General features: G+C 65.0%; 23 protein-coding genes. 13 read left to right on the plus strand and 10 right to left on the minus strand.

Translation table 11 applies throughout. The annotated features are described in order from the left end of the window. The first annotated feature begins 16 nt into the window (after nt 1-16). From ccrA to ACMUJL_RS15045, 6 genes are all read left to right on the plus strand, one after another. Complete coding sequence (gene ccrA / locus ACMUJL_RS15020) at nt 17-1,306, plus strand: crotonyl-CoA carboxylase/reductase (RefSeq protein WP_068290603.1); 1,290 nt, start codon at nt 17-19, stop codon at nt 1,304-1,306. Nucleotides 1,307-1,568: 262 nt separating this feature from the next. Further along, nucleotides 1,569-1,757 (plus strand): hypothetical protein, encoded by a 189-nt coding sequence (locus ACMUJL_RS15025; RefSeq protein WP_375573116.1) that lies wholly within the window; start codon nt 1,569-1,571, stop codon nt 1,755-1,757. Nucleotides 1,758-1,788: 31 nt separating this feature from the next. Continuing rightward, nucleotides 1,789-2,442 (plus strand): helix-turn-helix transcriptional regulator, encoded by a 654-nt coding sequence (locus tag ACMUJL_RS15030; protein WP_375573114.1) that lies wholly within the window; start codon nt 1,789-1,791, stop codon nt 2,440-2,442. Nucleotides 2,443-2,523: 81 nt separating this feature from the next. Beyond that, on the plus strand, nt 2,524-3,156 hold the full coding sequence (locus tag ACMUJL_RS15035) for an acyl-homoserine-lactone synthase (RefSeq protein WP_375573112.1): 633 nt from the start codon (nt 2,524-2,526) through the stop codon (nt 3,154-3,156). A gap of 45 nt (nt 3,157-3,201) precedes the next feature. Next, a complete protein-coding gene (locus ACMUJL_RS15040) occupies nt 3,202-4,743 on the plus strand; it encodes an AAA family ATPase (RefSeq protein WP_416914328.1) in 1,542 nt (513 codons plus the stop codon). After that, nucleotides 4,740-5,459: an SDR family oxidoreductase gene (locus ACMUJL_RS15045; protein ID WP_375573108.1), complete on the plus strand. Its 720-nt coding sequence runs from the start codon at nt 4,740-4,742 to the stop codon at nt 5,457-5,459. Before ACMUJL_RS15040 ends, ACMUJL_RS15045 begins: the two co-directional genes overlap by 4 nt. Nucleotides 5,460-5,532: 73 nt before the next feature. Here ACMUJL_RS15045 and ACMUJL_RS15050 read toward each other — a convergent pair whose 3' ends face one another. From ACMUJL_RS15050 to ACMUJL_RS15095, 10 genes are all read right to left on the minus strand, one after another. Further along, a complete protein-coding gene (locus ACMUJL_RS15050) occupies nt 5,533-6,312 on the minus strand; it encodes a TIGR02186 family protein (protein ID WP_068290453.1) in 780 nt (259 codons plus the stop codon). Continuing rightward, nucleotides 6,309-7,238 (minus strand): sulfite exporter TauE/SafE family protein, encoded by a 930-nt coding sequence (locus tag ACMUJL_RS15055; protein ID WP_068290455.1) that lies wholly within the window; start codon nt 7,236-7,238, stop codon nt 6,309-6,311. The genes ACMUJL_RS15050 and ACMUJL_RS15055 overlap by 4 nt, the downstream gene beginning before the upstream one ends. A gap of 99 nt (nt 7,239-7,337) precedes the next feature. Beyond that, nucleotides 7,338-8,303, minus strand: a complete 966-nt coding sequence (locus tag ACMUJL_RS15060; protein WP_416914329.1) for an ABC transporter permease — start codon at nt 8,301-8,303, stop codon at nt 7,338-7,340. Further along, the gene (locus ACMUJL_RS15065; protein ID WP_068290459.1) at nt 8,303-9,397 is read right to left on the minus strand and encodes an ABC transporter permease; all 1,095 of its coding nucleotides are present in this window, start codon (nt 9,395-9,397) and stop codon (nt 8,303-8,305) included. The genes ACMUJL_RS15060 and ACMUJL_RS15065 overlap by 1 nt, the downstream gene beginning before the upstream one ends. Continuing rightward, nucleotides 9,397-10,980 carry an ABC transporter ATP-binding protein gene (locus tag ACMUJL_RS15070; RefSeq protein WP_375573106.1) on the minus strand — a complete coding sequence of 528 codons (1,584 nt, stop codon included), beginning with the start codon at nt 10,978-10,980 and terminating at the stop codon, nt 9,397-9,399. Before ACMUJL_RS15070 ends, ACMUJL_RS15065 begins: the two co-directional genes overlap by 1 nt. Before the next feature lie 2 nt (nt 10,981-10,982). Further along, on the minus strand, nt 10,983-11,978 hold the full coding sequence (locus ACMUJL_RS15075; protein ID WP_068290462.1) for a BMP family lipoprotein: 996 nt from the start codon (nt 11,976-11,978) through the stop codon (nt 10,983-10,985). Between the two features lie 175 nt (nt 11,979-12,153). Next, nucleotides 12,154-12,588, minus strand: coding sequence for a GNAT family N-acetyltransferase (locus ACMUJL_RS15080; protein ID WP_375573103.1), 435 nt, complete (start codon nt 12,586-12,588; stop codon nt 12,154-12,156). After that, the gene (tsaB, locus tag ACMUJL_RS15085) at nt 12,575-13,204 is read right to left on the minus strand and encodes a tRNA (adenosine(37)-N6)-threonylcarbamoyltransferase complex dimerization subunit type 1 TsaB (RefSeq protein ID WP_375573101.1); all 630 of its coding nucleotides are present in this window, start codon (nt 13,202-13,204) and stop codon (nt 12,575-12,577) included. The genes ACMUJL_RS15080 and tsaB overlap by 14 nt, the downstream gene beginning before the upstream one ends. Nucleotides 13,205-13,240: 36 nt before the next feature. After that, nucleotides 13,241-13,804, minus strand: a complete 564-nt coding sequence (locus ACMUJL_RS15090; RefSeq protein WP_068290464.1) for a NifU family protein — start codon at nt 13,802-13,804, stop codon at nt 13,241-13,243. Nucleotides 13,805-13,877: 73 nt separating this feature from the next. After that, nucleotides 13,878-16,586, minus strand: a complete 2,709-nt coding sequence (locus ACMUJL_RS15095; protein WP_375573099.1) for a cation:proton antiporter — start codon at nt 16,584-16,586, stop codon at nt 13,878-13,880. Nucleotides 16,587-16,825: 239 nt separating this feature from the next. Between ACMUJL_RS15095 and ACMUJL_RS15100 the strand changes: the two genes are divergently transcribed. The 7 genes from ACMUJL_RS15100 (at nt 16,826) to ACMUJL_RS15130 (ending at nt 24,327) form a co-directional block, all read left to right on the plus strand. Beyond that, nucleotides 16,826-17,740 carry a lipid A-modifier LpxR family protein gene (locus ACMUJL_RS15100; RefSeq protein WP_375573097.1) on the plus strand — a complete coding sequence of 305 codons (915 nt, stop codon included), beginning with the start codon at nt 16,826-16,828 and terminating at the stop codon, nt 17,738-17,740. Between the two features lie 177 nt (nt 17,741-17,917). Further along, nucleotides 17,918-18,982, plus strand: coding sequence for a Hint domain-containing protein (locus tag ACMUJL_RS15105; RefSeq protein WP_068290467.1), 1,065 nt, complete (start codon nt 17,918-17,920; stop codon nt 18,980-18,982). A 372-nt stretch (nt 18,983-19,354) separates the two neighbouring features. Next, entirely contained in the window at nt 19,355-19,975 is a 621-nt protein-coding gene (rpsD, locus tag ACMUJL_RS15110; RefSeq protein WP_068290469.1) for a 30S ribosomal protein S4, read from the plus strand. Nucleotides 19,976-20,099: 124 nt separating this feature from the next. Continuing rightward, nucleotides 20,100-21,533, plus strand: a complete 1,434-nt coding sequence (locus tag ACMUJL_RS15115) for a homospermidine synthase (RefSeq protein WP_375573094.1) — start codon at nt 20,100-20,102, stop codon at nt 21,531-21,533. Nucleotides 21,534-21,683: 150 nt separating this feature from the next. Then, the gene (gene hisC, locus ACMUJL_RS15120) at nt 21,684-22,769 is read left to right on the plus strand and encodes a histidinol-phosphate transaminase (RefSeq protein ID WP_375573092.1); all 1,086 of its coding nucleotides are present in this window, start codon (nt 21,684-21,686) and stop codon (nt 22,767-22,769) included. Then, a complete protein-coding gene (locus tag ACMUJL_RS15125; protein WP_375573090.1) occupies nt 22,766-23,686 on the plus strand; it encodes a prephenate/arogenate dehydrogenase family protein in 921 nt (306 codons plus the stop codon). The genes hisC and ACMUJL_RS15125 overlap by 4 nt, the downstream gene beginning before the upstream one ends. Further along, on the plus strand, nt 23,686-24,327 hold the full coding sequence (locus ACMUJL_RS15130) for an extensin family protein (protein WP_068290476.1): 642 nt from the start codon (nt 23,686-23,688) through the stop codon (nt 24,325-24,327). Before ACMUJL_RS15125 ends, ACMUJL_RS15130 begins: the two co-directional genes overlap by 1 nt. The last annotated feature ends 5 nt before the right edge of the window (nt 24,328-24,332 follow it).

Below are 24,332 nucleotides of genomic sequence, written 5' to 3' on the forward strand. Positions count from 1 at the left end.
CAGCACGGAGGTTGAGATGGCATTGGATACGCACACCGGGATCGCACCCTATGACGCGCCTGAAAAGGACCTCTATGAAATCGGCGAAATGCCCCCCGTCGGCTATGTCCCCAAGAAGATGTATGCCTGGGCGATCCGTCGTGATCGGCATGGCGAGCCCGAGAAAAGCTTTCAGGTCGAGGTTGTCGACACATGGGAGATCGACAGCAACGAGGTTCTGGTCCTCGTGATGGCGGCTGGCGTCAACTACAATGGCGTCTGGGCGGGTCTGGGCCAGCCCATCAGCCCCTTCGATGGTCACAAGCAGCCCTATCACATCGCGGGTTCCGATGCCTCGGGCATCGTTTGGAAAGTCGGTTCCGCCGTGAAGACCTGGAAGGTCGGGGACGAGGTCGTGGTGCATTGCAACCAGGACGACGGCAATGACGAGGACTGCAACGGTGGCGACCCGATGATGTCGCCGACCCAGCGGATCTGGGGCTATGAGACGCCTGACGGGGCTTTCTCGCAGTTCACCCGCGTGCAGGCCCAGCAGTTGATGCCGCGCCCCAAGCACCTGACATGGGAAGAAAGCGCCTGCTACACGCTGACGCTGGCCACCGCCTACCGGATGCTGTTCGGCCATGCCCCGCATGAGCTGAAGCCCGGCCAGAACGTGCTGGTCTGGGGCGCGTCGGGTGGCCTTGGGTCCTATGCGATCCAGCTGGCCAATACCGCCGGAGCCAATGCGATCGGCGTGATCTCGGAAGAGGACAAGCGCGAATTCGTGATGGCGATGGGCGCGAAGGGCGTGATCAACCGCAAGGATTTCAACTGCTGGGGCCAGATGCCCACGGTCAACACGCCCGAATACAACGAGTGGCTGAAAGAAGCGCGCAAGTTCGGCAAGGCTATCTGGGACATCACCGGCAAGGGTGTGAACGTCGATATGGTGTTCGAACATCCCGGCGAGGCGACGTTCCCGGTTTCGACCCTGATCTGCAAGAAGGGCGGCATGGTCGTGATCTGCGCAGGCACCACCGGGTTCAACTGCACCTTCGACGTGCGCTACATGTGGATGCACCAGAAGCGTCTGCAGGGCAGCCACTTCGCCCATCTGAAACAGGCGAGTGCGGCCAACAAGCTGATGATCGAGCGGCGGCTTGACCCCTGCATGTCCGAGGTCTTCCCCTGGTCGGAAATCCCCCAGGCGCATACCAAGATGCTGCGCAACCAGCACAAGCCGGGCAACATGGCGGTTCTGGTACAGGCACCGCGCACCGGCCTGCGCACGGTCGAGGATGTGATCGAGGCTGGCCGCAACTGATCCTGACAGTTCAGGACCAAGGTTGACAGTGAAACCCGCGAATCGGTTAACCGTTCGCGGGTTTCTTCTTTACGTTTGAGGAAGTCGCCTGTTTTCAGGTGGTTGGAGTTCCGGGTCCCGCCATTTAAGGGGGGATTGAATTCGTGGGTTTGGGGAGCGCAGGGGCTGTGCCTATATTCGGAAACGGTCGATGGACCGCTTCATCCCGCGCGTCTCCTGGTCGCGTTAATCATTCCTTAACCAGTTTCGGGGCAAGGTCACCATGAAGAACGAATGGCTTCTGGACGTTATCTCGGACCTTAATTCCTTTGCGGTGTCAAATGGCATGACCCTGCTGACGCGGCAACTTGATGTGACCCGCGACATCGCCCTGATCGAGATGACATCCCATCGCTTGGAGGCGCCAATGGCGTTGCGGATGGATGAAGAGCGGGCTGGAGCGGATACTTGAAACGCTAGAAGGCGCCAAGGCGCCGGCCGACATGCAGAATGCCATCGAGGCGTTGCGGGATTCCTTTGCTGTGCGCCACATGGTCTATCACTGGGTCAGCGCCGCCGGTGAGCAATATGGTTGCGGCACCTATTCCGCTGCATGGGTCGCCCGCTATCTGGAACGCGACTACCTGCGGATCGACCCCGTCGTGCAGGGCTGCATGCAGCATTTCCAACCCGTCGACTGGAAGCGGCTGGACTGGTCCGGCAAGGCGCAGCGCGCCTTTCAGGCCGACGCCATCGCACATGGGGTGGGGCATCAGGGGTTTTCCGTCCCGATCCGCGGCCCCAACGGGCAGTTTGCCCTGTTCACGGTCAGCCATGATGCCGATGATGCGACATGGGCCGCCTTCGAGCAGCGCAACAGCCGCGACCTGATCCTGATCGCGCATTACTTCAACAGCAAGGCGCTGGAGTTTCAGCCGGGGCGCACGCCCGCGCCCGCGCAGGCCCTTTCCCCGCGCGAGGTCGACGCCATGACCCTTCTGGCCATGGGCTACAGCCGCGCGCAGGTGGCCAATTCGCTGTCCATTTCGGAACATACCTTGCGGGCCTATATCGAAAGCGCCCGCCTGAAACTGGGTGCGCTGAACACCACCCACGCCGTCGCGCGGGCGATCAGCCGGGGGCTGATCGTCGCCTGAGGGGGCAGCGTGCGCTGGTCGCAGCGCTTGTTAACCATTTCTTCCTAAGCCTGACCGCGCATTTTGCGGAAAGGATCAGGGATGCTGCGTTACATGACACAGGACGAACTGGCGCGGCGTCCGGGGCTGCGCGACACGATGTTTCGCGACCGGGCTGCCCAGTTCTCGGACCGGCTTGGCTGGGCGGTCGCGGTGGATGCCGCCGGGCTTGAGCGCGATCAGTATGACGCGCTGGACCCGCTTTATGTTCTCTGGGATGCGGGGGGCGACCGGCATGGCGGCTCGATGCGTTTTCTGCCGACGACGGGGCGCTGCATGGTCAACGAACACTTTGCCCATCTCAACGGCGGTGCGCCCGTCAGCAGCCCAGTGATCTGGGAATGTACGCGCTTCTGCCTTGCGCCGGGGGCGGGGCCCCATGTGGCCGCGGCCCTGATGCTGGCGGGGGGCGAATTGCTGGAACGGCAGGGGCTGCACCACCTTCTGGGTGTGTTCGATGCCAACATGGAACGGATCTATCGCCGGATCGGCGCCTCTCCGCAGGTGTTGGGTAGCGCGGGCGAGGGGCGGGACCGGATCAGCCTTGGCCTGTGGTCCTTGACGGGGCAGGCGCGCGCGCGGGTGGCGCGGCGTGCCGGGATTTCGCCGGCCCTGTCGCAGCTGTGGTACAGGCGCGCTTTCGGCGCGGAAAACAGCAGCCTGCAACCTGCGTGACCGCGGCCTCTGGCCCTTGGTGATGCCGCGCTGTAGGGTCGCGCCATGACCTTGCCCGCCGTGACATTTTCCGAAGACCAGGCCGAAGCCTGGGACCGCATCGCGGGCGCATTGCGCTGCGTGGGCGTGGATCTGGACGATGGTATCCTGACGCCGCCGGTCGAAGGTGCCGCGCGCGTCATGGCCGTTCTGGGCAAGGCGGGATCGGGCAAGACCTTGCTTCTGGCGCAGCTTACGCAAGCCCTTGAAGCCGCCGGGGTCGAGCTGGTGTCGGGCGATTACGAGGGCAAGCGCCGCAAGGACCGGCGCACCCTGGCGATCCTGGCGCCCACGAACAAGGCCGCATCCGTGCTGCGCAACCGCGGTGTGCCCGCGACCACGATCCACCGCATCCTTTACACGCCTGTCTATGACCCGGAATATGAACGCGTGGCCGAATGGCTGGCCGGCACCGGGGACCGTCCCGAGATCGAAGGCCTGACCGATGTGGCGCTGGAGCGCGCGCATGCCTTCTACCAGATCCACAAGTCGATCCCCGGCGCGCTGGCTGCCGCCGGGTTGCGCGGCTCGGATTTCATCACCGGCTGGAAGCGGCGCGAAGAGCCGCTGGATATCGGCTTTGTCGATGAATCCTCGATGCTGGACGAGCGCCAGTTCACCGACCTCAAGGATATCTTTCCCACGCTCGTGCTGTTTGGCGATCCGGCGCAGCTTGCCCCGATCAACCAGCAGGGCGGCATGGTCTTCGACAGCCTTCCCGCGCCTGCGAAGCTGACGCTGAACCGCATCCACCGCCAGGAGGCGGACAGCCCGATCCTTCATCTCGCCCATGCGCTGGCCGATCCCGACCTGACCTTCGAAGGGTTCGAACGGATGGTCGAACAGGCCGCCGCGCGTGACGACCGCGTGGTCTGGGGGCAGCGGGTCGAGGTGGACCTGATGGCGCGCAGCCCGGTTCTGGTCTGGCGCAATGCCACGCGCATCCGCCTGATCCATGCCTTTCGCGCGGTGCATGGCGCGCCCGAGGATCAGTTGCTGGAGGGCGAGCCGCTGATCTGCGACGGGCTGGAGCTGCCGCTCAAGCACCGCAAGAAGCGCCTCGACCTCGAGGCGCGCGGCCTGATCAAGGGTGCGCAGGTGATCTATCTGGGGGCAGGGCGCAAACCGGGCTTCTCGCGCCTGCATGTGATCGGGGCCGAAGATCCGCAGGTCAATGCAGCCTCGATCGTCAAGATCGAGAAACCGGATGAGGAAGAGCCCTTCATCCCCTATGCCGCCACGATGGGGGCCACCTTCCTGCATGGCGCGGCAGTCACGATCCACAAGGCGCAGGGCTCACAGTGGGAAAACGTGCAGGTCTTCGCCCCCGATCTTTACGCAGCGGCCCGGATGGGCCGGTCCGAGGCGGGCCAGCCCCTGTGGAAACGCCTGGCCTATGTCGCGATCACCCGCGCGCAAGAACGCCTGTACTGGGTGGTGCGCAACCGGCTGTCCAAGCCCTCGGGGCCGCTCAGGGTGGACGATCTGAAGGCGCAGACCGCCCCGGTCCTGAGCCTTGCGATGCAGGAGGAGGAGATACAGCCATGACATCGATCATCATCACCGGCGCCAGTGCCGGCATCGGCGCCGCCTGCGCCCGGGCATTCCTTGATGCGGGCTGGCAGGTGGGCCTGATCGCGCGGCGCGCCGCGGCGCTGGAACAGGTGGCCGATGGACGTGGCAATGCCGTGATTCTTCCCTGTGATGTGACCGATCCGCAGGCTGTTGATGCGGCTTTCGATGCGTTTACGGGGCGCATGGGCCGGCTTGACGTGCTGTTCAACAACGCAGGCAGCTTCGGCCGCGCCGCCATGATCGACGAACTGGGCTGGGACGAATGGCGTCAGGTTGTGGATGTGAACCTGCATGGCATGTTCCTGTGCGCGCGCGCGGCCTTCGCCCGGATGCGGGCGCAGGACCCGCAGGGGGGGCGGATCATCAACAACGGCTCGATCAGCGCACATGCGCCGCGTCCCGGATCGGTCGCCTATACCACCACGAAACATGCGATCACCGGCCTGACCAAGACCCTCAGCCTTGATGGCCGCCCCTTCGATATCGCCTGCGGGCAGATCGACATCGGCAATGCGCGCACCGAATTGCTGGAAGGGATCATCGCCGCCAATCCCGGTGATGCGCCGCCCACCATGGATGTGGCCGATGTGGCGCGGGCCGTGCTGCAGATGGCCAGCCTGGGACCCGAGGCAAATGTCCAGTTCATGACCATCATGGCGACAAAGATGCCCTTTGTCGGGCGCGGCTGACGGCGCGGCCTCGTTTCTTCTTGCCTTAAATATCCATGATCCGGCGGTCAGCTCTTGCGCCCTGCGCCGATGATCATCCCTGCCGCAGCACCACGCGGAAGAAGGCCGATGCGCCCCAACCGGCGGCAATGGCCAGAACAAGGGCCATCAGCCCGTATAGCAGCGGCTGGCGATGCGCCATCGTGTAGAGGTAACGCTCCAGTCCGACCTTGCGCACATCTATGCTGGTTTCGTATTTCGCGATGACCTCGCCGCCGCGGGCCAGGAAGATCCGGGTGCGGTAGGCCCCTTCGGTCAGGTTGGCCGGCAGCCTGATCGAACTGCGGAACAGCGTCTGTTCCTGCAGATCGACGCTGTCGTCCAGCTGCTCGTAAAGACCGTTGGCGCTGTGAATGCGGATCAGCGCCTCGGTGAAGCGCTGGGCGTCCCCGACGGCATCGGGTGCGCCGACGGACCTGATCGCCAGCGGGATCGAGATCCTGTGGCGCAGATCCTCGGTCTGCGAGAGGACCTCGCCCAGTTTGCCGGTCGCGGCGACGGCATAGAACGATGGGGCGGAATCGATCTGCACCGCCTCGGTATTCACCCAGATGCCCAGCCGGCGATCCTTGCGTCGCACGGTCAGCGGGGCCGAGGGGCCAGCCACCGTCACGATCACGTCCAGTTCCTCTTCGGGGATGGCCGTTTCGCGCTTGATCGCCCCGAAGATCAGGATGTCGGAGCCTGCGAAATTCGTTGTGATCGACACGCTGCTCTGGCTCAGGCCCATCACCACCTCTTCCGTGGCGCCTGTGCGGGGCAGGGTCAGGGACAGCGCCAGTGCGATCAGAAGGGTCGCGGCATGCCTGATCATTGGCCGCCCCTCGCGTCGCCGATGGAATAAAGCTCGGACGGCATCAGCAGCAGGTCCAGCGCCAGCTTGCCGCAGACCGCCAGCACCAGAAGCGCCAGCAGGATGCGCAATTGCTCGGCCTTCAGCTTGACGCCGATGCGCGCCCCGATCTGTGCGCCGATCACCCCCCCCAGCAGCAGCAGCACGCCCAGGATCACATCGACCGTCTGGTTGGTGACCGCGTGCAGAAGCATGGTGAAGGCGGTGACGAAGATGATCTGGAACAGCGAGGTGCCGATCACGACCTTGGTGGGCATCCCCAGCAGATAGATCATGGCGGGCACCATGATGAAGCCACCACCCACACCCATGATCGCGGTCAGGATGCCGACCCCGATCCCGATGATCACCGGCGGGATGATCGAGATGTAAAGCCCCGATGTCCGAAACCGCACCTTGATCGGAAGGATATGCACCCAGTTGCGGTGCCGTCGTTTCACCGGCTTGACCGGGCCGCCCGTGCGCCGTGCGCGCCGGATCGCGGTCAGGCTTTCGATGAACATCAGGCTGCCGATCGTGCCCAGGAACACCACGTAGAACAGGGTCACCATCAGGTCGACCTGTCCCAGCGCCTTGAGATAGTTGAACGCCAGCACGCCCAGGCCTGCGCCCACCATGCCGCCGCCCAGAAGGACGCCGCCCATCTTCATGTCCACGGTCTTGCGCCGCAGATGCGCAAGGAACGCCGAGACCGAAGACGCGACGATCTGCGTCGTGCCGGTGGCGACGGCGACGGCCGGCGGAATGCCGATGAAGAACAGAAGCGGTGTCATCAGGAACCCGCCACCCACGCCGAACATGCCCGACAGCAGGCCCACGATTCCGCCCAGCCCCAGCAGCAGGTAGGCGTTGACCGATACCTCGGCTATGGGAAGGTACATCTGCATGACTATCCCTAGCGCGCTGCGGCTTCAAAAGGCAAGCGGCGGCGGGGTGGTTTTCCGGTCAGGCCTGATCCTCGGGGTCCAACTGGACTTATCGCGAATTCAGCGTTCCTTCACATAAGGCTCGCCGCCTGCGCGGGGGGGGACCGCCTTGCCTATGAACCCGGCCAGGATCACCACGGTCAGGATATAGGGCAGCGCGTCCATCGCCTGCACCGGCAGGGTGAAAAACCCGAGGTCAAGGTTCTGGTAGCGCAGGGCGATGGCCTGCAGGAAACCGAAGAGCAGGGTCGCGTAAAGCGCCTGCAAGGGGCGCCATTTGGCAAAGATCAGCGCGGCCAGCGCGATATAGCCGCGCCCGGCGGTCATGTCCTGCACGAAACCCGCCTGCAGCGCGGTGGCAAGATAGGCGCCCGCGATCCCGCACAGAAGGCCGCAGATCAGCACGGCGGCATAGCGCAGCCGTATGACCGAAATCCCGGCCGTGTCCACGGCTTCGGGGTTTTCGCCCACCGCGCGCAGGCGCAGGCCGAACCGGGTCCGGTAAAGGATCCACCAGGTCAGCGGCACGCAGGCGAAGGCCACGTAGACCAGGATCGAATGGCCCGAGATCAGCTCGTAATAGATCGGGCCCAGCACCGGCACCTCGCGCAGCGCCTCGGCCCCCGGCAGGGTGATCGGGCCGAAGCGGCCCCCGCTGAGAAGGGCCGGGGTGCGCCCACCCTGCTGGAACCAGCTTTGCGCGATCAGCACGGTCAGGCCCGCGGCAAGGAAGTTGATCGCCACGCCCGAGATCAGCTGATTGCCCCGGAAGGTGATCGAGGCAAGTCCATGCAGCCCCGACAGCGACAGCGACGCGAGGATGCCCGCGCCCAGACCGATCCAGACCGATCCGGTCACGGCGGCGATGGCCGCGCTGAAGAAGGCCGCGGCCAGCATCTTGCCTTCCAGCCCGATGTCGAAAATGCCCGCCCGTTCACTGAACAGGCCCGCAAGGCAGGCCAGCAGCAGCGGCGTCGCCAGGCGCACCGTCGAATCCAGCACCTGCAGGACGGTCAGGAGATCCATCACGCGCGCCTCCGCCGCAGGGCCATGAACAGGCGTTCCAGCGGCATCCGCACCATGTTGTCCAGCGCTCCGGTGAACAGGATCACAAGCGCCTGGATCACGATGATCAATTCGCGCGGGATATTCGTCCAGAGCGCCAGTTCCGCCCCCCCCTGGTAGAGGAACCCGAACAGGATCGCCGCCAGAAAGACGCCGAACGGGTGGCTGCGACCCATCAGGGCCACGGCGATGCCGATGAAGCCCGCGCCTTCGGTTGCGTTCAGGACAAGGCGTTCCGCCTCGCCCATGACGTTGTTGATGGCCATCATGCCGGCCAGCCCGCCCGAGATCAGCATGGTGATCACGGTGATCTTCGTGGGGCTGATGCCCGCATAGCGCGCGGCGGGTTCGGAATGGCCGAAGGCGCGGATTTCATATCCAAGGCGCGTGCGCCAGATCAGGACCCAGACCAGGATGCAGGCCAGGATGCCCACCAGGAAAGAGACATTCGCCGGTGCCGCCTTGGAAAAGCTGATGCCCAGAGGTGCCAGAATCTCGTGCAGGCTTGGCAGATGGACAGCTTCGGGGAAGCGCGCGGTCGAGGGGTCCATCGCCCCGCGCGGTTTCAGCGGGCCGACCAGCAGCCAGTTCAGGAAGGCGGCGGCGATGAAGTTGAACATGATCGTGGTGATCACGATATGGCTGCCGCGTCTGGCTTGCAGGATCGCGGGCAGAAAGGCCCAGGCCGCGCCGAAGAGGGCCGCGCCTACAGAGGCCGCGATCAGCGCCAGCGACCAGTGCGGCCATGGCAGGTAGAGACAGACCAGCGCCACCCCCAGCCCGCCCAGCATTGCCTGCCCCTCGCCGCCGATGTTGAACAGCCGCGCGTGAAAGGCCACGGCCACGGCCAGCCCGGTGAACAGGAAATTCGTGGCGTAATAAAGGGTATAGCCCCAGCCATAGGTCGACCCCAGCGCGCCCTTGACCATCAGGTTCAGCGCATTGATCGGATCCTCGCCGATGGCCAGGATCACCAGGCCCGAAATCACCGCCGCCAGCAGCAGGGATATCAGCGGGATCAGGACAACATCGGCCCATTTCGGCATGCGTTCCATCAGGCGGCCTTTCCGGTGGCGACACCTGCCATCATCAGGCCCAGCTCTTGCGCGGTCGCCTGATCGGCCGGAACCTCGCCCATGATGCGGCCGTCGAAGATCACGGCGATACGGTCGGACAGGGCCATGATCTCGTCCAGCTCGACACTGACAAGCAGGATCGCCTTGCCTGCATCGCGCAGGGCGATGATCTGCTGGTGAATGAATTCGATTGCCCCGATATCGACGCCGCGTGTCGGCTGGCCGATCAGCAAGAGGTCGGGGCCGCGCTCGATCTCGCGGGCCAGGACCACCTTCTGCTGATTGCCGCCGGAAAAGTTCTTGGCGGACAGGCGCGGGTTGGGCGGGCGCACGTCAAAACGTTGCATCTGCTGTTCCGCGTGACCTAGGATGGCTGCGTTGCGCATCAGGGGGCCGCGCCCGATCGCCGGGTCGCGATGATAGCCGAAGACGCTGTTTTCCCAGGCTGCGTAATCCATGATCAGCCCCTTGCGCTGCCGATCCTCCGGCACATGTGCGATGCCGGCCGCGCGGCGGCTCTGGCCATCGGCATGGGGTCCGGTCAGCGGGATGGGCTGTCCGTTCAGCTGGACCTTGCCCTGCGCCGGCATCATGCCGCCCAGCACCTCGAGCAATTCGGATTGCCCGTTGCCCGCGACGCCGGCCAGGCCCAGAACCTCGCCCGCGCGGATGTTCAGCGACACGCCGCGCAGCCGTTCCACCCCGGCGGCATCCACCACGCGCAGGTTCTCGACCTCCAGCACGGGCTTGCCGGGGGTAGCGGGTGCCTTCTCGACCCGCAGCAGGACCTTGCGGCCCACCATCAGTTCGGCCAGTTGTTCGGGGCTGGTTTCCGAGGTCTTGACCGTTGCCGTCATTTCGCCGCGTCGCATCACGCTGACGGTATCGGTGATCTCCATGATCTCGCGCAGCTTGTGGGTGATCAGGATGATGGTTTTACCTTCGTCGCGCAGGTTGCGCAGGATACGGAACAGGTGATCGGCCTCGGCCGGGGTCAGCACGCCGGTGGGTTCATCCAGGATCAGGATATCCGCCTGCCGATACAGCGCCTTCAGGATCTCGACGCGCTGCTGCTGGCCCACGCCGATATCCTCGATCACCGCGTCGGGATCGACGTTCAGCTCGTATTCCTCGGCCAGCGACTTCAGGGCCGCGCGCGCCTTGGCCAGGCTAGGGCGCAACAGCCCGCCGCCTTCGACGCCAAGGATGATGTTTTCAAGGACGGTGAAATTCTCGACCAGCTTGAAATGCTGGAACACCATGCCGATGCCGGCCGCGATGGCGGCCTGGCTGTCGGGGATCAGGGTGGGGCGGCCGCTGATCATGATCTCGCCCGCGTCAGCCTTGTAGAAGCCGTAGAGGATCGACATCAGGGTCGATTTGCCCGCGCCATTCTCGCCGATGATGCCGTGGATCGTGCCGGGCATCACGCGCATGCTGATGTCCTTGTTGGCCTGCACGGGGCCGAATGCCTTGGAGATGCCGCGCAATTCGATGGCGGGCACCTGCGGATCGGGCGCGGCAGTTGCCTGCCGCGCCCCGTTTGCGTTCTGTCCGGTCATCCTCAGAAGGTCAGGACCGGGCAGCTGTCATCCGATGTGTAGTCATGCACGGCCAGTTCGCCCGCGATGATCTTTTCGCGCGCCGCATCGACGGCGGCCTTCATCTCGTCGGACACCAGCGCCGCGTTGTTTTCGTCCAGCGCATAGCCCACGCCTTCGGCCGCAAGATCCAGCACTTCGATACCGGGCTGCAGTTCGGTGCCGGCCATCATCACGTTGTAGACGGCCACATCGACGCGCTTGAGCATCGAGGTCAGCACCTTGCCCGGATGCAGGTGGTTCTGGTTGCTGTCCACGCCGATCGACAGGATGCCCTCGTCCGCGGCGGTCTGCAGCACGCCAACGCCGGTGCCGCCTGCTGCGGCATAGACGACATCCGCGCCCTGACCGATCTGCGACAGGGTCAGTTCCGAGCCTTTCACCGGGTCGTTCCAGGCCGACGGTGTCGTGCCGGTCATGTTGGCGATGATATTGGCATCGGCATTCACCGCCTTGACGCCCTGCGCATAGCCACAGGCGAATTTGCGGATCAGCGGCACGTCCATCCCGCCGATGAAGCCGACGGTGCCGGATTTCGACGCCATGGCGGCCATCATGCCCACCAGATACGAGCCTTCATGTTCGGTAAAGCCGATCACCTTGACGTTCGGCAGGTCGACCCAGCCGTCGATGGTCACGAACATCGTGTCGGGATAATCGGGCGCGACCTGCGCGATCGGATCGCTCATGGCGAAACCGGTGGTCACGATCGGGTTGGCGCCCGCCTCGGCAAAGCGGCGCAGCGCCTGTTCGCGCTGGGCTTCGGACTGCATCACCGTTTCCAGATAGGTGCCGCCGGTTTCCTTGGCCCAGCGTTCCGCGCCGTTGAACGCGGCCTCATTGAAGCTTTTGTCGAATTTGCCACCCAGATCGAAGATCAGGGCGGGCTCGGCCAGGGCGGCGCCCGCGCTGAGGGCGGTTGCGGCGACAGCGCCAAGGAATTTCTGCATCAGGGTCATGTCGGGTCTCCCGTTGGTTGGCAGCGGTGGTGCCGGTTGGGTCCGCACCACGTCAGACGATCGGACTGATCGGATCGAGGGTCAGTTTACGCCGCAGCGCCCGGCAAGGGTCAACAAGAAACTGCGTCTTGACGTGGCGGCAAGGCTGCTTTGCGGCTGCGTTTTCCGGCCTGTGTCAGTCGAGCGCCCGCCGCATCAGCAAAGCGTCAGCCGCCGCGGCATTCTTGCGCGGGTAATAGGCCCGCCGCTGGCCGACCTGTGCATAGCCCGCACCCAGATAAAGCGCGATTGCCGGGGCGTTGTCGGCGGCTACGTCCAGAAAGGCAGTCGTGGCCCCGCGCGCCCGTGCCGCGGCGTGAAAATGCGCCAGCAAGGCGCGGGCCAGACCCTTGCGGCGATGGTCGGGATGGGTGGCGATGGTCAGGACTTCGGCCTCGTCCGCGATGATCCGCGCAAGGATGAAGGCGCGTGTGTCGCCCAGGGCAAGCACATGGGGGCTGTCGGTCAGGCCGCGGAATTCGGCGGCGGTCCAGGGGCGGTCCAGCTGATAAGCTGCGGCGTGCACGGTGGCCATCGCGTCGGCATCAAGCGCTGTGTCAGGTCCGGTCATCGGGCAGCATCACCGGAGGCGTGTCGCGTGACGGTGCTGCATCCGCCGCACGAACATAGAGAGGGGCCGGTGCCTCCAGCATATCGCCCCGGCGCAGCCGGGCGCGCGCCACGCGCGCCATGGCAACCACAAGATCCGCAGGGGCCGGGGGCAGGGCCAGCGGCAAGCCAAGACCATGGGCGTCATCCATGCTGACAAGACTTGGTTCGGTCCCCGTGGGCGCGATATAGACCTGGGACTGGGGGGCCGGCACGCAGGCCAGATGAGGCAGCGTCGCGGTTTTCGAAATCGCCTCGAAGGTGCTGACGCCGATCGCGGGGATATCCAGCGCAAGGGCAAGCCCGCGTGCGGTCGACACGGCGATGCGGATGCCCGTGAAATTGCCGGGGCCGACGCCCACGGCCAGGGCGTCAAGGTCCGACCAGTCAAGATCGGCGCCCTTGATCAGATCATCCAGCATGGGCACCAGTCGTTCGGCCTGTCCCCGACCCATGTCCTCGGACTGAAGCCCCAGAAGGGATTTGCCCCGCAGCAGGGCCGCGGCGCAGTAGGCCGCCGATGTGTCGAAGGCCAGGATGATCGGTTCGGCCACGGTATTGTCAGGCTGCGGGGTCACTGTGTCATCGCCGTTGTCTTGCCCAGATGCCCGTGATCAGACGGCCACGGGCCGCACTTCGGTCACTTCCGGGATGTAATGGCGCAGCAGGTTCTCGATCCCCATCTTCAGGGTCAGGGTCGATGACGGGCAACCGGCGCAGGCCCCCTGCATGTGCAGATAGACCACGCCACGGTCGAACCCGTGGAAGGTGATGTCGCCGCCATCCTGCGCCACGGCCGGGCGCACGCGGGTATCCAGCAGTTCCTTGATCTGGCCGACCACATCGGCATCCGGGCCATCATGTTCGGCATGGCCCGAAGCCGCCTGCGCGCCAGCGCCCATGACCGGCTGACCGGACTGGAAATGTTCCATGATCGCGCCCAGCAGGGCCGGCTTGATATGGTCCCATTCGACGCCCGCATCCTTGGTCACGGTGACGAAATCGGTGCCGAAGAACACGCCGCTGACGCCGCTGACCGCGAAAAGCCGTGTCGCCAGCGGCGAGACAGCGGCCCCCTCGGCGGTGGGGAAATCGGCGGTGCCCATTTCCAGCACGGTCTGACCGGGCAGGAATTTCAGGGTAGCCGGATTCGGGGTGGATTCAGTCTGGATGAACATCGGATATGTTCCTTTCATGGCTTGCCACAGGATATGCGCTTGATGGCCCTGACTGTCAAGGTTTGGAACGATTCTAAACTGCTCCGCTGCGGTCCTGCGTCGATGCCCCTGGGGGGGTGTCCTTGTCGGTGTCCGACGCTGTTTCCGCGGGCGCGGGGGACAATGTTTCAGACGGTATTTCAGGCTTGGCCGCCTGTTCGGTTTCGGGGGTGACCTCGGGCGTGGACGGCCTGTTTCCGGTATCCGTCCGGTCCTTTGCCATGGCTGGCGGCACCGTCACGCCGACGCTTTCCAGAACCTGCGCGGGATCGAGGCCGCGCCGTCTTGCGCTATCGATCACGGCGGCCTGCATCGGCTGGCTGCGCTTGAGAAGGCGGCGGAACCGCGCCTCGTCCAGCACCAGCAGGCTGGAAGGGGCAATGGCCGTGACCTCGGTCCGGCGGAGTTTCTGCATCAGGATCGCCATCTGTCCGAACATCTCGCCCCGGCCAAGACGCCAGGTCTGGCCTGCGGTCTGCAACTCGACCGCGCCCGAGGCGATGAAATGCACGTTGCGGGCGGGCGTGTCGCGGCGGATGATCTTTTCGCCCGTGTTGACGTAGCGCGTGACCAGCGCGCGGCTGAGGCGCTTCAACGTGCGCTCGTCCAGGTCGGCAAACAGTGGAAACTGACGGACAAGGTCGGATTTGCGCACCGCCAGATCCAGCTTGGGACGCTCGTCGGCCTGCTTGCGGCGCGCGGCGACATCCTGGGTCAGGGCGACATGCAGTTCCGCCCCGATCAATCCGTCGGCGCGCATGGTTTCATATTCGCGCTCTTCCAGACGCAGGGCGGTGCGGCGGATGAAGCGGCGTTCCAGTTCCTCGGCATAGCCGGGATATTGCAGACGCATGGCGTCAAGGCCCTGTTCCACCTGTTCCAGGCGGCGATCCAGCAGGTCGTGCAGCAGATCGGCGACCCGGCGGCCATGGATGCGGCGGATGCGGGTGTCGATGAAGCCGTGCAGATCACGCAGGATCAGGCGTTGGGACAGAAGCACCTCGAAGCGGTCGGCGGTCAGCCGCCCCAGCGGGCCGGACAGGCGCAGGCGGTTGTTCAGAAACAGCGCCACGCGAAAGCCGGGCGCGTTTCCGAGGCTGCGCCGGGCGGCGCGCTGGTACCCGGTGCGCCCGCCGCTGCGCGCCGCTTCGATCAGGCGGTCGGCATCGGTCAGGATGCGGTCCGACAGCCGCGAGGAGATCGCGCGCTCGCGAAACCGCGACAGGATCATCTCGCGCTCGGCGCCTGCCAGTGCGATCAGGCCCAGCGTGATGCGGTTCTTGTCCGAGATTTCCTCGCCTTCCTCGGCGGCCTTGACGGCGTCGTCCAGACGCCCGGCAAAGCGCTTGGCCTCGGACCTGACGGTTTCGCGCGTCAACTCGTAGCTGTCGGCCGTTGTCGCCACGTCCTCGCGCACGTTCTGCAGCGCCACGGCGACGACCTGTTTGGACAGTGCCGCATCAAGGGGCGACAGACGGTCCAGACCCAGCTTGCGGATCACCCAGCGCAGGGTCGTCCCCTGCACCAGCAGCGTGAACAGGGTGAACCCGGTGGCGAGGATGCCGACCACGCGCTTGACCTCGACCGGGACGCGGAAGCTTTCGGTCACGGCCAGCGCCAGCGCCAGGGTGACGGCACCGCGCAAGCCGCCCCAGAGGATCGCCACCCGGTAGGGCCGTTCCACCACCGGCGACAGGCGCAGAAGCGACAGCAGCGGCAACAAACCGAAGAGGATGATCATCCGCGCGGCGATCGCGGCCAGGATGACCACGATGACCAACCCGATATCCGACAGGCGCACGGCATCCAGCAGGCGGGGGATCAGCAAGGCTGCCAGGATAAAGATCAAGGCCCCGGCCCAATGCGCCAGAAGGCCCCAGACCTCGCGCAGGTTCGACCATATCGCCGGCGGCAGGCGGCCGGGCCCCAAAAGGTTCAGGGTCAGCCCCGCGCTGACCGCCGCGATCACGCCCGAGGCGCCGACAAGCTGTTCGGCCGCCACGTAGGACAGGTAAGGCAGCGCGACCGAGATCGAGATCACCGCAAGATCGTGCTGGGCCACAAGCGTCATCAGCCAGAGTGCGGCCCGCGCCATGATCCAGCCGGCCAGCGCGCCGCCCACGATCAGCATGGGAAACTGTTCCAGCGCGCCGCGCAGCGTCGGGTCGGGTACGCCTGACATGACAAAGCCCATGAACAGGCCGAACAGGGCGATGGCGGCGGCGTCGTTCAGCAGGCTTTCGCCCTCGATGATGCGCGACAGCCGCTTCGGTGCCGATATCGAGCGGAAGATGCTGACCACCGCCGAGGGATCGGTGGTCGATACGATGGCCCCGATCAGCAGACAGGCCGCCAGCGGCAGCGTCGAGGTCCAGGACAGCGCATATCCGATCACGACCGTCGCCACGATCACGGCCACGACGGCCAGAACAAGGATCGGCACCCAGTCGTCCACCATCCGGCGCAGGTCCATCACCAGCGTCACCTGGAACAGAAGCGTCGGCAGGAAGACATAGAGAAAGACGTTCGACCGGATCGGCAGACCCAGAATCGCCGCGGCCACCGGATTGAGCGCATCGGTCAGTTCGGTGCGCAGGAAAAAGGCGGCTCCTGTCGCCACAAGAATGCCCAGAAGCGCAAGAATGACGCTGTAGGGCAGGCGCAGGCGTGCCGCCAGGGGCTCGGCGATACCGATCAGCAGGAAAAGTGCCGCAATGATCGTGGTGACGAGGATAATGTCCATGAAGGTCGTATCGCTTCAAAAAATCGGAAAAATGACCAGTTTCGGGGCAGTTCGCGCCGCATTCGGGTACTATGCCCGATCCACGGCTGCGCGGCAAACCGGTCCCGGCAAATATGTCGGTCCACTCAATCTGGCGTTGCGGCCACAGAAACGATGAATCTTTGCGTTGTGGCTGGCAGCCGTCCGGGCAGATCGCGTATGGCTGGTATCACGCGGCTTGAAGAATGAAGGAAATCGCCATGTTTCGTGTCCTGACAGCGATCTGCATCGCCTTGATGGCCTTGCCGCAGGAAACCACGGCGCAGACACGTGACAGGATCGGCTATGGCCGTCTGATCACCAATGATTACATCGGCGATGGCCGCGACCGCTGGCGCAGCGGTTCCGTTGCCTCCAGCCGTGTCTGGGGTCGCGGGTGGTCGGGCGCGCTGCCCTACGACATCGGTGACATCCTCGAACTGCGCCTCGGGGCCCAGATCATCGCGCCCGAGAACCTGGTCAATCCGGCGCCGGGCGACCGGCCTTATGCCGGGGCGCTGTCGCTTGGATTGCACACGCATTTCGAACGCGAGGGGATTGAGCTGGCCCTGGGCAGCGATCTGGTGATGACCGGTCCGCAAACGCGGCTGGATGACCTGCAGGCGTCGTTTCATGATCTTGTGGGCGTCGACAAGGCCTCGTCGCTGACACGGGCGTCACAGGTGGGCAATGACATTCACCCCAGCCTGGTCGGTGAGGCCGGGCGCGAGGTGCCGCTGGGCCCGAGTGCGCGCATGCGTCCCTTCATCGAGGCGCGGGCCGGGGTCGAAACCCTGTTGCGCGCGGGCGTCGACGTCACCTTCGGCGCATTGGGGCAGGGCGAGTTGCTGGTCCGCGATCCTGTCACCGGGCAGCGTTACCGCAGCGTCAAGGGCGATGCAGGCGGCTATGCCTTCGTGATGGGCGGCGATATCGCGGCGGTGTCCGACAGCGTGTTCCTGCCCGGATCTTCAGGCGTTCAGGTGCGTGACCGGCGTACGCGGCTGCGGGCTGGCCTGCATTGGCAGGGCGAGCGGACCGCCGTCTTCTATGGCCTGACCTGGCTTGGCAAGGAATTCGAAGGCCAGGACGAAGGGCAGGTCCTGGGTTCGATCCGCCTTGATCTGAATTTCTGAACGAAAACGGTCCGAACGACTGGTGGCGCGCCGCGTGGCGCGTCTGCAACCGTTTTGCCGCTAATGTCCCCTTGGCATCCAAGAGGGATTTGCAGCCATGATCCCGCTCTGCTAGTCTTTCGATACAAAAAAGTATAAAAAGACAAAAAACAATAACTTGAGGCAGATAGAGCAGGTATGGGAACGGGCTTTGAGGGCACGTTCGTCATCTCCTGGTCACAGACGGAAGTGGACGGCCTTGAGGCTGCCCCCTTGGCATCATTGGCGGTCGGGGCTTCATGGTCCTGGCGCGGCGATGCCGTAAGGGTGGACGGTCCCGGTCACGTGCTGCGTCTTGGCCCGGCGGACGGCGAAGCAGAACTGAGAAAACGCGCGGCGCGCATGGTGCGCCGCCTTGTGGGCGCCGCGATCACGCAGACGCGTGATCTGGACAGCGTCGAAATCAGCACGCCGCTGGAAGAAAGCGGTTTTGTCGTCACCGATGGGGCGCAAAGCTTTGCCGTCACGGTGATCGAGGTGGGCACCGGCGCGCCCCCGCTTCTGATGTTCCTCGATCGGTTGCCCCCGCGCGACACCGATCTGTGGATCGTGCATCACTCGATGGACCTGGTGCATGCCGGCAAGGGCGGTCCGGCGGGCACGGGGGTGATCTGCTTTACGCCCGGCACACGCATAGCCACGCCGGACGGCCCGCGTCTGGTCGAAGAACTGCAAGAAGGCGACAGGGTGCAGACCCGCGACAGCGGCCCGCAAGAGGTTCTGTGGATCGGTAGCCGCCGGATGACCGGGGCGCGGCTTTTCGCGATGCCGAAACTGCGCCCGATCCGGTTTCGTGCCGGGGCGCTGGGCGTGGAGCGACCCGATCAGGAACTGGTGGTATCGCCGGAACACCGGATGTTGCTGCGCGGACGGGCGGCGCAGGCCCTTTTCAACACCGATGAGGTGCTTGTCGCCGCGCGGGACCTGGTGAACGGCCAGACCATCGCGGTGGACATGGCCATGAAGCAGGTTACCTATGTGCACCTTCTGCTGCCCTCGCATCACGTTCTGTGGGCCAATGGGGTCGAGACAGAAAGCTTCCACCCGGCTCAGGCGGATCTGTCCAGCCTGGCCGAATCCGACCGGATGCGGCTTCTGGCGATGTTCCCCGCGCTGGAATACGATCCGCATGTCTACGGCACGGCGGCGCGGCGGATGCTCAGCACCTCGGAAGCGGCGATCCTGCGGCACGAGGCGGCCTGACCGCGCGGCTGCGGGACGTCGGCGGTGGCATGGCAGTGACGGGGGCGACCCCTTCACGTGCCCCCGGACAAGTCACGCGTCCTCAGACAAGGGGCACGAAAGGGACGCCGCAACCTGCCAGGGCCAGCAACCCGACACAGAAGAACCATTTACGCATGTCATCCTCCACCACGTGATGTCCGACCCTAGGTGCAGCTTGCCAGCCCCGTCAACGGTTCGACCCCGCGCTTTCGGGGGCATATGGCTGTTGACTCTGCGCGCGGCCGCCGTATAAGCGCGGCTTCATTGGTGTTGGTGGCCCCCGCAAGGGGTGACCTGTCGGGCTTTTGCCAGAGGACAACGCCCTTCATACTCTAAAGAAGGAGATCAGCCGTGACCAAACGCACGTCTGCCAAGTACAAGATCGACCGCCGCATGGGCGAAAACATCTGGGGCCGTCCGAAATCCCCGGTGAACCGCCGCGAATACGGCCCCGGCCAGCACGGCCAGCGCCGCAAGGGCAAACTGTCCGATTTCGGCACCCAGCTGCGTGCCAAACAGAAGCTCAAGGGCTACTATGGCGACCTGACCGAAAAGCAGTTCCGCCGCATCTATGCAGAGGCAGAGCGCGTCAAGGGCGATACCGGTGAAAACCTGATCGGCCTGCTGGAGCGCCGCCTGGACGCCGTGGTCTATCGTGCGAAATTCGTGCCGACCGTCTTCGCTGCCCGCCAGTTCGTGAACCACGGCCACGTGACCGTGAACGGCAAGCGCGTGAACATCCCCTCCTACCGCGTGAAAGAGGGTGACGTGATCGAGGTTCGCCAGAAGTCCAAGCAGATGGCCGTCATCCTGGAAGCCACCCAGCTGCCCGAGCGTGACGTGCCCGATTACCTGGATGTCGACAACTCCAAGCTGACCGCCACCTTCGTGCGCACCCCCAGCCTGGGCGATGTGCCGTATCCGGTCATCATGGAACCGAACCTCGTGGTCGAATTCTACGCGAAGAACTAAGACTTCGGACCAGATTGCCCCGATTTCGGGGGATCAAGACCCGCCGCAGCTTCTGCGGCGGGTTTTTTCGTGCCACAACTGCCGCGTGGGTATCGGTGCGATGCCGCGTGGTGGAGGGTGAAGGATGTCAGACGGCAAGACTGGTGGCTGGCCGATCCATGGTCGTATCGAAGGCGCAGTGGTCATCATCGGCTATGGTTCGATCGGGCGGGGAACACTGCCGCTGATCCAGCGGCATTTCGATTTCGACGAAAGCCGCCTGATGGTGATCGAACCCGATCCCGAGGCAGTGGCCGATCTGGCCGCGCGAGGCATCCCGCATCTGCCCGTCGCGCTGACGCGCAGCAACTACCGCGAGGTGCTGGGCGATCTTTTTGCCGGTGGGCAGGGATTTTGCGTCAACCTGTCGGTCGATACGTCCTCGCTCGATATCATGCGGCTGTGCCGGGACTTGGGCGTTCTCTACATCGATACGGTGGTCGAACCCTGGACAGGTTTCTATTTCGAGACCCCCGACAACGAGGCGCGCACGAATTACGCGCTGCGCCAGAAGGTGCGCGACGAGAAGGCCGCGAACCCCGGCGGGACCACCGCCGTGTCCTGCTGCGGGGCCAATCCCGGCATGGTCAGCTGGTTCGTCAAGGAGGCGCTGTTGCAGCTGGCTGCAGATTGCGGTCATGCAGCCGACGTGCCTTCGGACCGGCAGGGCTGGGCGCTGCTGATGCGCGATCTGGGGGTGAAGGGCGTGCATGTGGCCGAACGCGACACGCAGGCGCGCACCCTGCCGCGCCCGCGCGGGGTCTTCGTCAACACTTGGTCGGTCGAGGGGTTCATCGCCGAAGGCTTCCAGCCTGCCGAACTGGGCTGGGGCACGCATGAGACATGGTTTCCCGACAATGCCTATCGCCATGCCGCGGGCTGCCGTTCCGCGATCTGGATCGAAAGGCCCGGTGCGATCACGCGCGTCCACAGCTGGTGCCCGACACCGGGCCCGCAATTCGGTTTCCTGGTGACGCATAACGAGGCGATCTCGATCTCGGACTATTACACGGTGGGCGACCCGGCCGCGCCCGCGTATCGGCCCACCTGTCATTATGCCTATCACCCCTGTGACGATGCGGTGCTGTCGCTGCACGAGATGTTCGGCTCTGGCCGGGTGCAGCACGCGCATCACATCCTGGGACCCGAAGAGATCGTGGAAGGCATCGATGAGCTGGGCGTGCTGCTTTACGGGCATGCGAAAAACGCGCTCTGGTATGGCTCGCGCCTGTCAAATGCCGAGGCGCGCAGCCTTGCCCCGGATCAGAACGCGACGGGCCTGCAGGTGACCAGCGCGGTTCTGGCCGGCATGGTCTGGGCGCTGGAGAACCCCCGCGCCGGCATCGTCGAGACGGACGAGATGGACCATGCGCGTTGCCTGGCCGTGCAGCGGCCCTATCTTGGACCGGTCGAGGCGCATTACACCGACTGGACGCCGCTGCAGGACCGGTGGGAGCTGTTTCCCGAGGATATCGACGAAAGCGATCCCTGGCTGTTCCGCAATGTGCTTGCGACCTGAGGCGCGTGACGGTTTCGGGAGGCGGATCTTGAGCATTTTCGGCAAGATGAAAGGCCGGTCGGCAGCCCTGCGGCATCGGGTGCAACGCCGCTTTCGCGCTTTTCTTGAGCTTGGCGCGCCGCTAAGAGGGGGCGCAAGGAGAGCGTAGTCATGACCCAGATCCAGCCGCAACCCGGCATCATGCAGATCGAGCTGTACCAGGGCGGCGCCGCCCATGTGGAGGGCATGACCGATGTGGTCAAGCTCAGCTCGAACGAGAACCCCTTTGGGCCAAGCGAGGCCGCGATCGAGGCGTTTCGCCGCTCGGGCTACGAGTTGCATCGCTATCCCTCGACCGATCACGCGGGGCTGCGCGGCGCGATTGCCGATGTGCATGGTCTGGACGCCGACCGCATCATCTGCGGCGTGGGCAGCGACGAGATCATCCATTTCCTCTGCCAGGCCTATGTCGGACCCGGTGACGAGGTGATCCATACCGAACACGGCTTTGCCATGTACCGCATCAGCACGCTGGCGGCGGGGGGCACGCCCGTCGAGGTGAAGGAACGCGACCGCGTGACCGATGTGGATGCGATCCTTGCCGCCGTGACGCCTGCGACACGGCTGGTGTTCATCGCCAATCCGAACAACCCCACCGGCACGATGATCGGCGGCAACGAGCTGGCGCGTCTGGCCGAGGGGCTGCCGGATCATGCGCTGCTGGTTCTGGACGGGGCCTATGCCGAATATGTCGATGGCTATGATGGCGGCGCGGCACTGGTCGAGGCGCATGACAACGTGGTCATGACGCGCACCTTTTCCAAGCTTTACGGCCTGGGTGGCCTGCGGGTCGGCTGGGGCTATGGCCCGCGTGCGATCGTGGATGTGCTGAACCGGATCCGGGGGCCGTTCAACCTGTCGAACACGGCCCTCGCCACCGCCGAGGCCGCAGTGCGCGACCAGACCTATGCCGCGAAATGCCGCGCGGAAAACGCGCGCCTGCGCGTCTGGCTGGCGCAGGCGCTGGCCGAACACGGGGTGCAATGCGACACCTCGATGGCGAATTTCGTTCTGGCGCGCTTTGCCGACCAGGCCGAGGCCGAGGCCTGCGATACCTACCTCAAGTCGCAGGGTCTGATCGTGCGGCGGGTGGCCGGATACAAACTGCCGCAATGCCTGCGCATCACTGTCGGCGACGAGGCAAGTTGCCGCCGTGTCGCCCATGCCGTGGGCCAGTTCAAGGGGGGTGCACGGTGAGTGTGGTCTACAACCGCGTTGCGCTGATCGGCCTGGGGCTGATCGCATCCTCGATGTTCTGGGCGATGAAACGGGGTGGCCTGGCAGGCGAGGTGACAGGCTATGCCCGCAGCCCGGCCACGCGCGAGACAGCCCGCCGGATCGGCCTGTGCGACCGGGTCTGCGAGACGGCCGCCGAGGCGGTCGAGGGCGCCGATCTGGTGGTCCTCTGCGTGCCGGTGGGCGCCATGGGCGCAGTCGCCGCCGAGATCGCGCCGCATCTGGCGCAAGGTGCCACCGTCAGCGATGTCGGATCGGTCAAGCGCGCGGTGATCGAGGCGGTTGGCCCGCATCTGCCGGATCATGTGCATTTCATCCCCGCGCATCCGCTGGCGGGTACGGAACACTCTGGCCCCGAATCCGGGTTCGCCACCCTGTTCGACAACCGCTGGTGCATCCTTGTCCCGGTCGAAGGCACGGATCCGGCGGCGCTGGATCGTCTGACACGCCTCTGGCAGGGGATCGGCGCCAATGTCGATACGATGGAGGCCGATCACCATGACCTCGTGCTGGCGGTGACAAGCCATGCGCCCCACCTGATCGCCTATACGATGGTCGGTGTGGCCGATGACCTGCGCCGCGTGACCGATAGCGAAGTGATCAAGTATTCCGCCGCCGGTTTCCGTGACTTCACCCGTATCGCAGCCAGCGATCCGACCATGTGGCGCGATGTGTTCCTGACCAACAAGGAGGCCACGCTGGAAATCCTTGGCCGCTTCACAGAGGAGTTGTTCGCCTTGCAACGCGCCATCCGCACCGGGGACGGGGATCATCTGCATGCCTATTTTACCCGCACCCGCGCCATCCGGCGCGGGATCATCGAAGCGGGACAGGACACCGATGCGCCCGACTTCGGGCGAGCAAAGGCGGTCCGCTGATGCGCCATTCCGCCCTTGTGCCCCTGGCACTTGTGGCGCTGTTGTTCAGTGCCAGTGCTTGTAGTGTTCGTTACGAAAGACCAGCCGCATCACGCGCGGCGCCATCGACCAGCGGTTACCCGATGGTCTGCAAGGACCCCGCCCTGCGCGGCGAGGTGGTAGGCGAGGTGCCCGGCGGCATCACCGGCTGCGGGATTGCCAACGCGGTCCGCCTGCACGAGGTGAATGGCGTGCGCCTGAGCACCGGGGCGGTTGTGGATTGTCCCACGGCGCGGGCCTTCGGCACCTGGGTCGAAAGGGGCATGATGCCCGCTGTTGGAAACCAGGGCGGCGGGGTGCAGTCGATCCGGGTCGCGGCCAGCTATGCCTGCCGCACGCGCAACCATCAGCCCGGTGCGCGCATCTCGGAACATGGGCGGGGCAAGGCCATTGATGTTTCCGGCTACAGCCTGCGCGACGGGACCGAGGTGACGGTGCTGCGTGATTGGGGCGCGGGGCGCAACGGGCGCGCGCTCAGGCAGATGCACAGAGCGGCCTGCGGAACCTTCGGCACCGTGCTGGGGCCGGAATCCGACAGGTTCCACCAGGACCATTTCCATTTCGACACGGCGCGCCATCGTGGCGGGCCCTATTGCCGCTGAAGCAC

Source organism: Seohaeicola sp. (assembly GCF_048006315.1).
GTDB lineage: Bacteria > Pseudomonadota > Alphaproteobacteria > Rhodobacterales > Rhodobacteraceae > Seohaeicola.

Excerpts from the sequence above, each read along its gene's own strand:
- ccrA (WP_068290603.1), top strand. The coding sequence starts at position 17 with ATGGCATTGGATACGCACACCGGGATCGCACCCTATGACGCGCCTGAA.
- ACMUJL_RS15025 (WP_375573116.1), top strand. The coding sequence starts at position 1,569 with ATGAAGAACGAATGGCTTCTGGACGTTATCTCGGACCTTAATTCCTTT.
- ACMUJL_RS15030 (WP_375573114.1), top strand. The coding sequence starts at position 1,789 with ATGCAGAATGCCATCGAGGCGTTGCGGGATTCCTTTGCTGTGCGCCAC.
- ACMUJL_RS15035 (WP_375573112.1), top strand. The coding sequence starts at position 2,524 with ATGCTGCGTTACATGACACAGGACGAACTGGCGCGGCGTCCGGGGCTG.
- ACMUJL_RS15040 (WP_416914328.1), top strand. The coding sequence starts at position 3,202 with ATGACCTTGCCCGCCGTGACATTTTCCGAAGACCAGGCCGAAGCCTGG.
- ACMUJL_RS15045 (WP_375573108.1), top strand. The coding sequence starts at position 4,740 with ATGACATCGATCATCATCACCGGCGCCAGTGCCGGCATCGGCGCCGCC.
- ACMUJL_RS15050 (WP_068290453.1), bottom strand. The coding sequence starts at position 6,312 with ATGATCAGGCATGCCGCGACCCTTCTGATCGCACTGGCGCTGTCCCTG.
- ACMUJL_RS15055 (WP_068290455.1), bottom strand. The coding sequence starts at position 7,238 with ATGCAGATGTACCTTCCCATAGCCGAGGTATCGGTCAACGCCTACCTG.
- ACMUJL_RS15060 (WP_416914329.1), bottom strand. The coding sequence starts at position 8,303 with ATGGATCTCCTGACCGTCCTGCAGGTGCTGGATTCGACGGTGCGCCTG.
- ACMUJL_RS15065 (WP_068290459.1), bottom strand. The coding sequence starts at position 9,397 with ATGGAACGCATGCCGAAATGGGCCGATGTTGTCCTGATCCCGCTGATA.
- ACMUJL_RS15070 (WP_375573106.1), bottom strand. The coding sequence starts at position 10,980 with ATGACCGGACAGAACGCAAACGGGGCGCGGCAGGCAACTGCCGCGCCC.
- ACMUJL_RS15075 (WP_068290462.1), bottom strand. The coding sequence starts at position 11,978 with ATGACCCTGATGCAGAAATTCCTTGGCGCTGTCGCCGCAACCGCCCTC.
- ACMUJL_RS15080 (WP_375573103.1), bottom strand. The coding sequence starts at position 12,588 with ATGACCGGACCTGACACAGCGCTTGATGCCGACGCGATGGCCACCGTG.
- ACMUJL_RS15090 (WP_068290464.1), bottom strand. The coding sequence starts at position 13,804 with ATGTTCATCCAGACTGAATCCACCCCGAATCCGGCTACCCTGAAATTC.
- ACMUJL_RS15095 (WP_375573099.1), bottom strand. The coding sequence starts at position 16,586 with ATGGACATTATCCTCGTCACCACGATCATTGCGGCACTTTTCCTGCTG.
- ACMUJL_RS15100 (WP_375573097.1), top strand. The coding sequence starts at position 16,826 with ATGTTTCGTGTCCTGACAGCGATCTGCATCGCCTTGATGGCCTTGCCG.
- ACMUJL_RS15105 (WP_068290467.1), top strand. The coding sequence starts at position 17,918 with ATGGGAACGGGCTTTGAGGGCACGTTCGTCATCTCCTGGTCACAGACG.
- ACMUJL_RS15115 (WP_375573094.1), top strand. The coding sequence starts at position 20,100 with ATGTCAGACGGCAAGACTGGTGGCTGGCCGATCCATGGTCGTATCGAA.
- hisC (WP_375573092.1), top strand. The coding sequence starts at position 21,684 with ATGACCCAGATCCAGCCGCAACCCGGCATCATGCAGATCGAGCTGTAC.
- ACMUJL_RS15130 (WP_068290476.1), top strand. The coding sequence starts at position 23,686 with ATGCGCCATTCCGCCCTTGTGCCCCTGGCACTTGTGGCGCTGTTGTTC.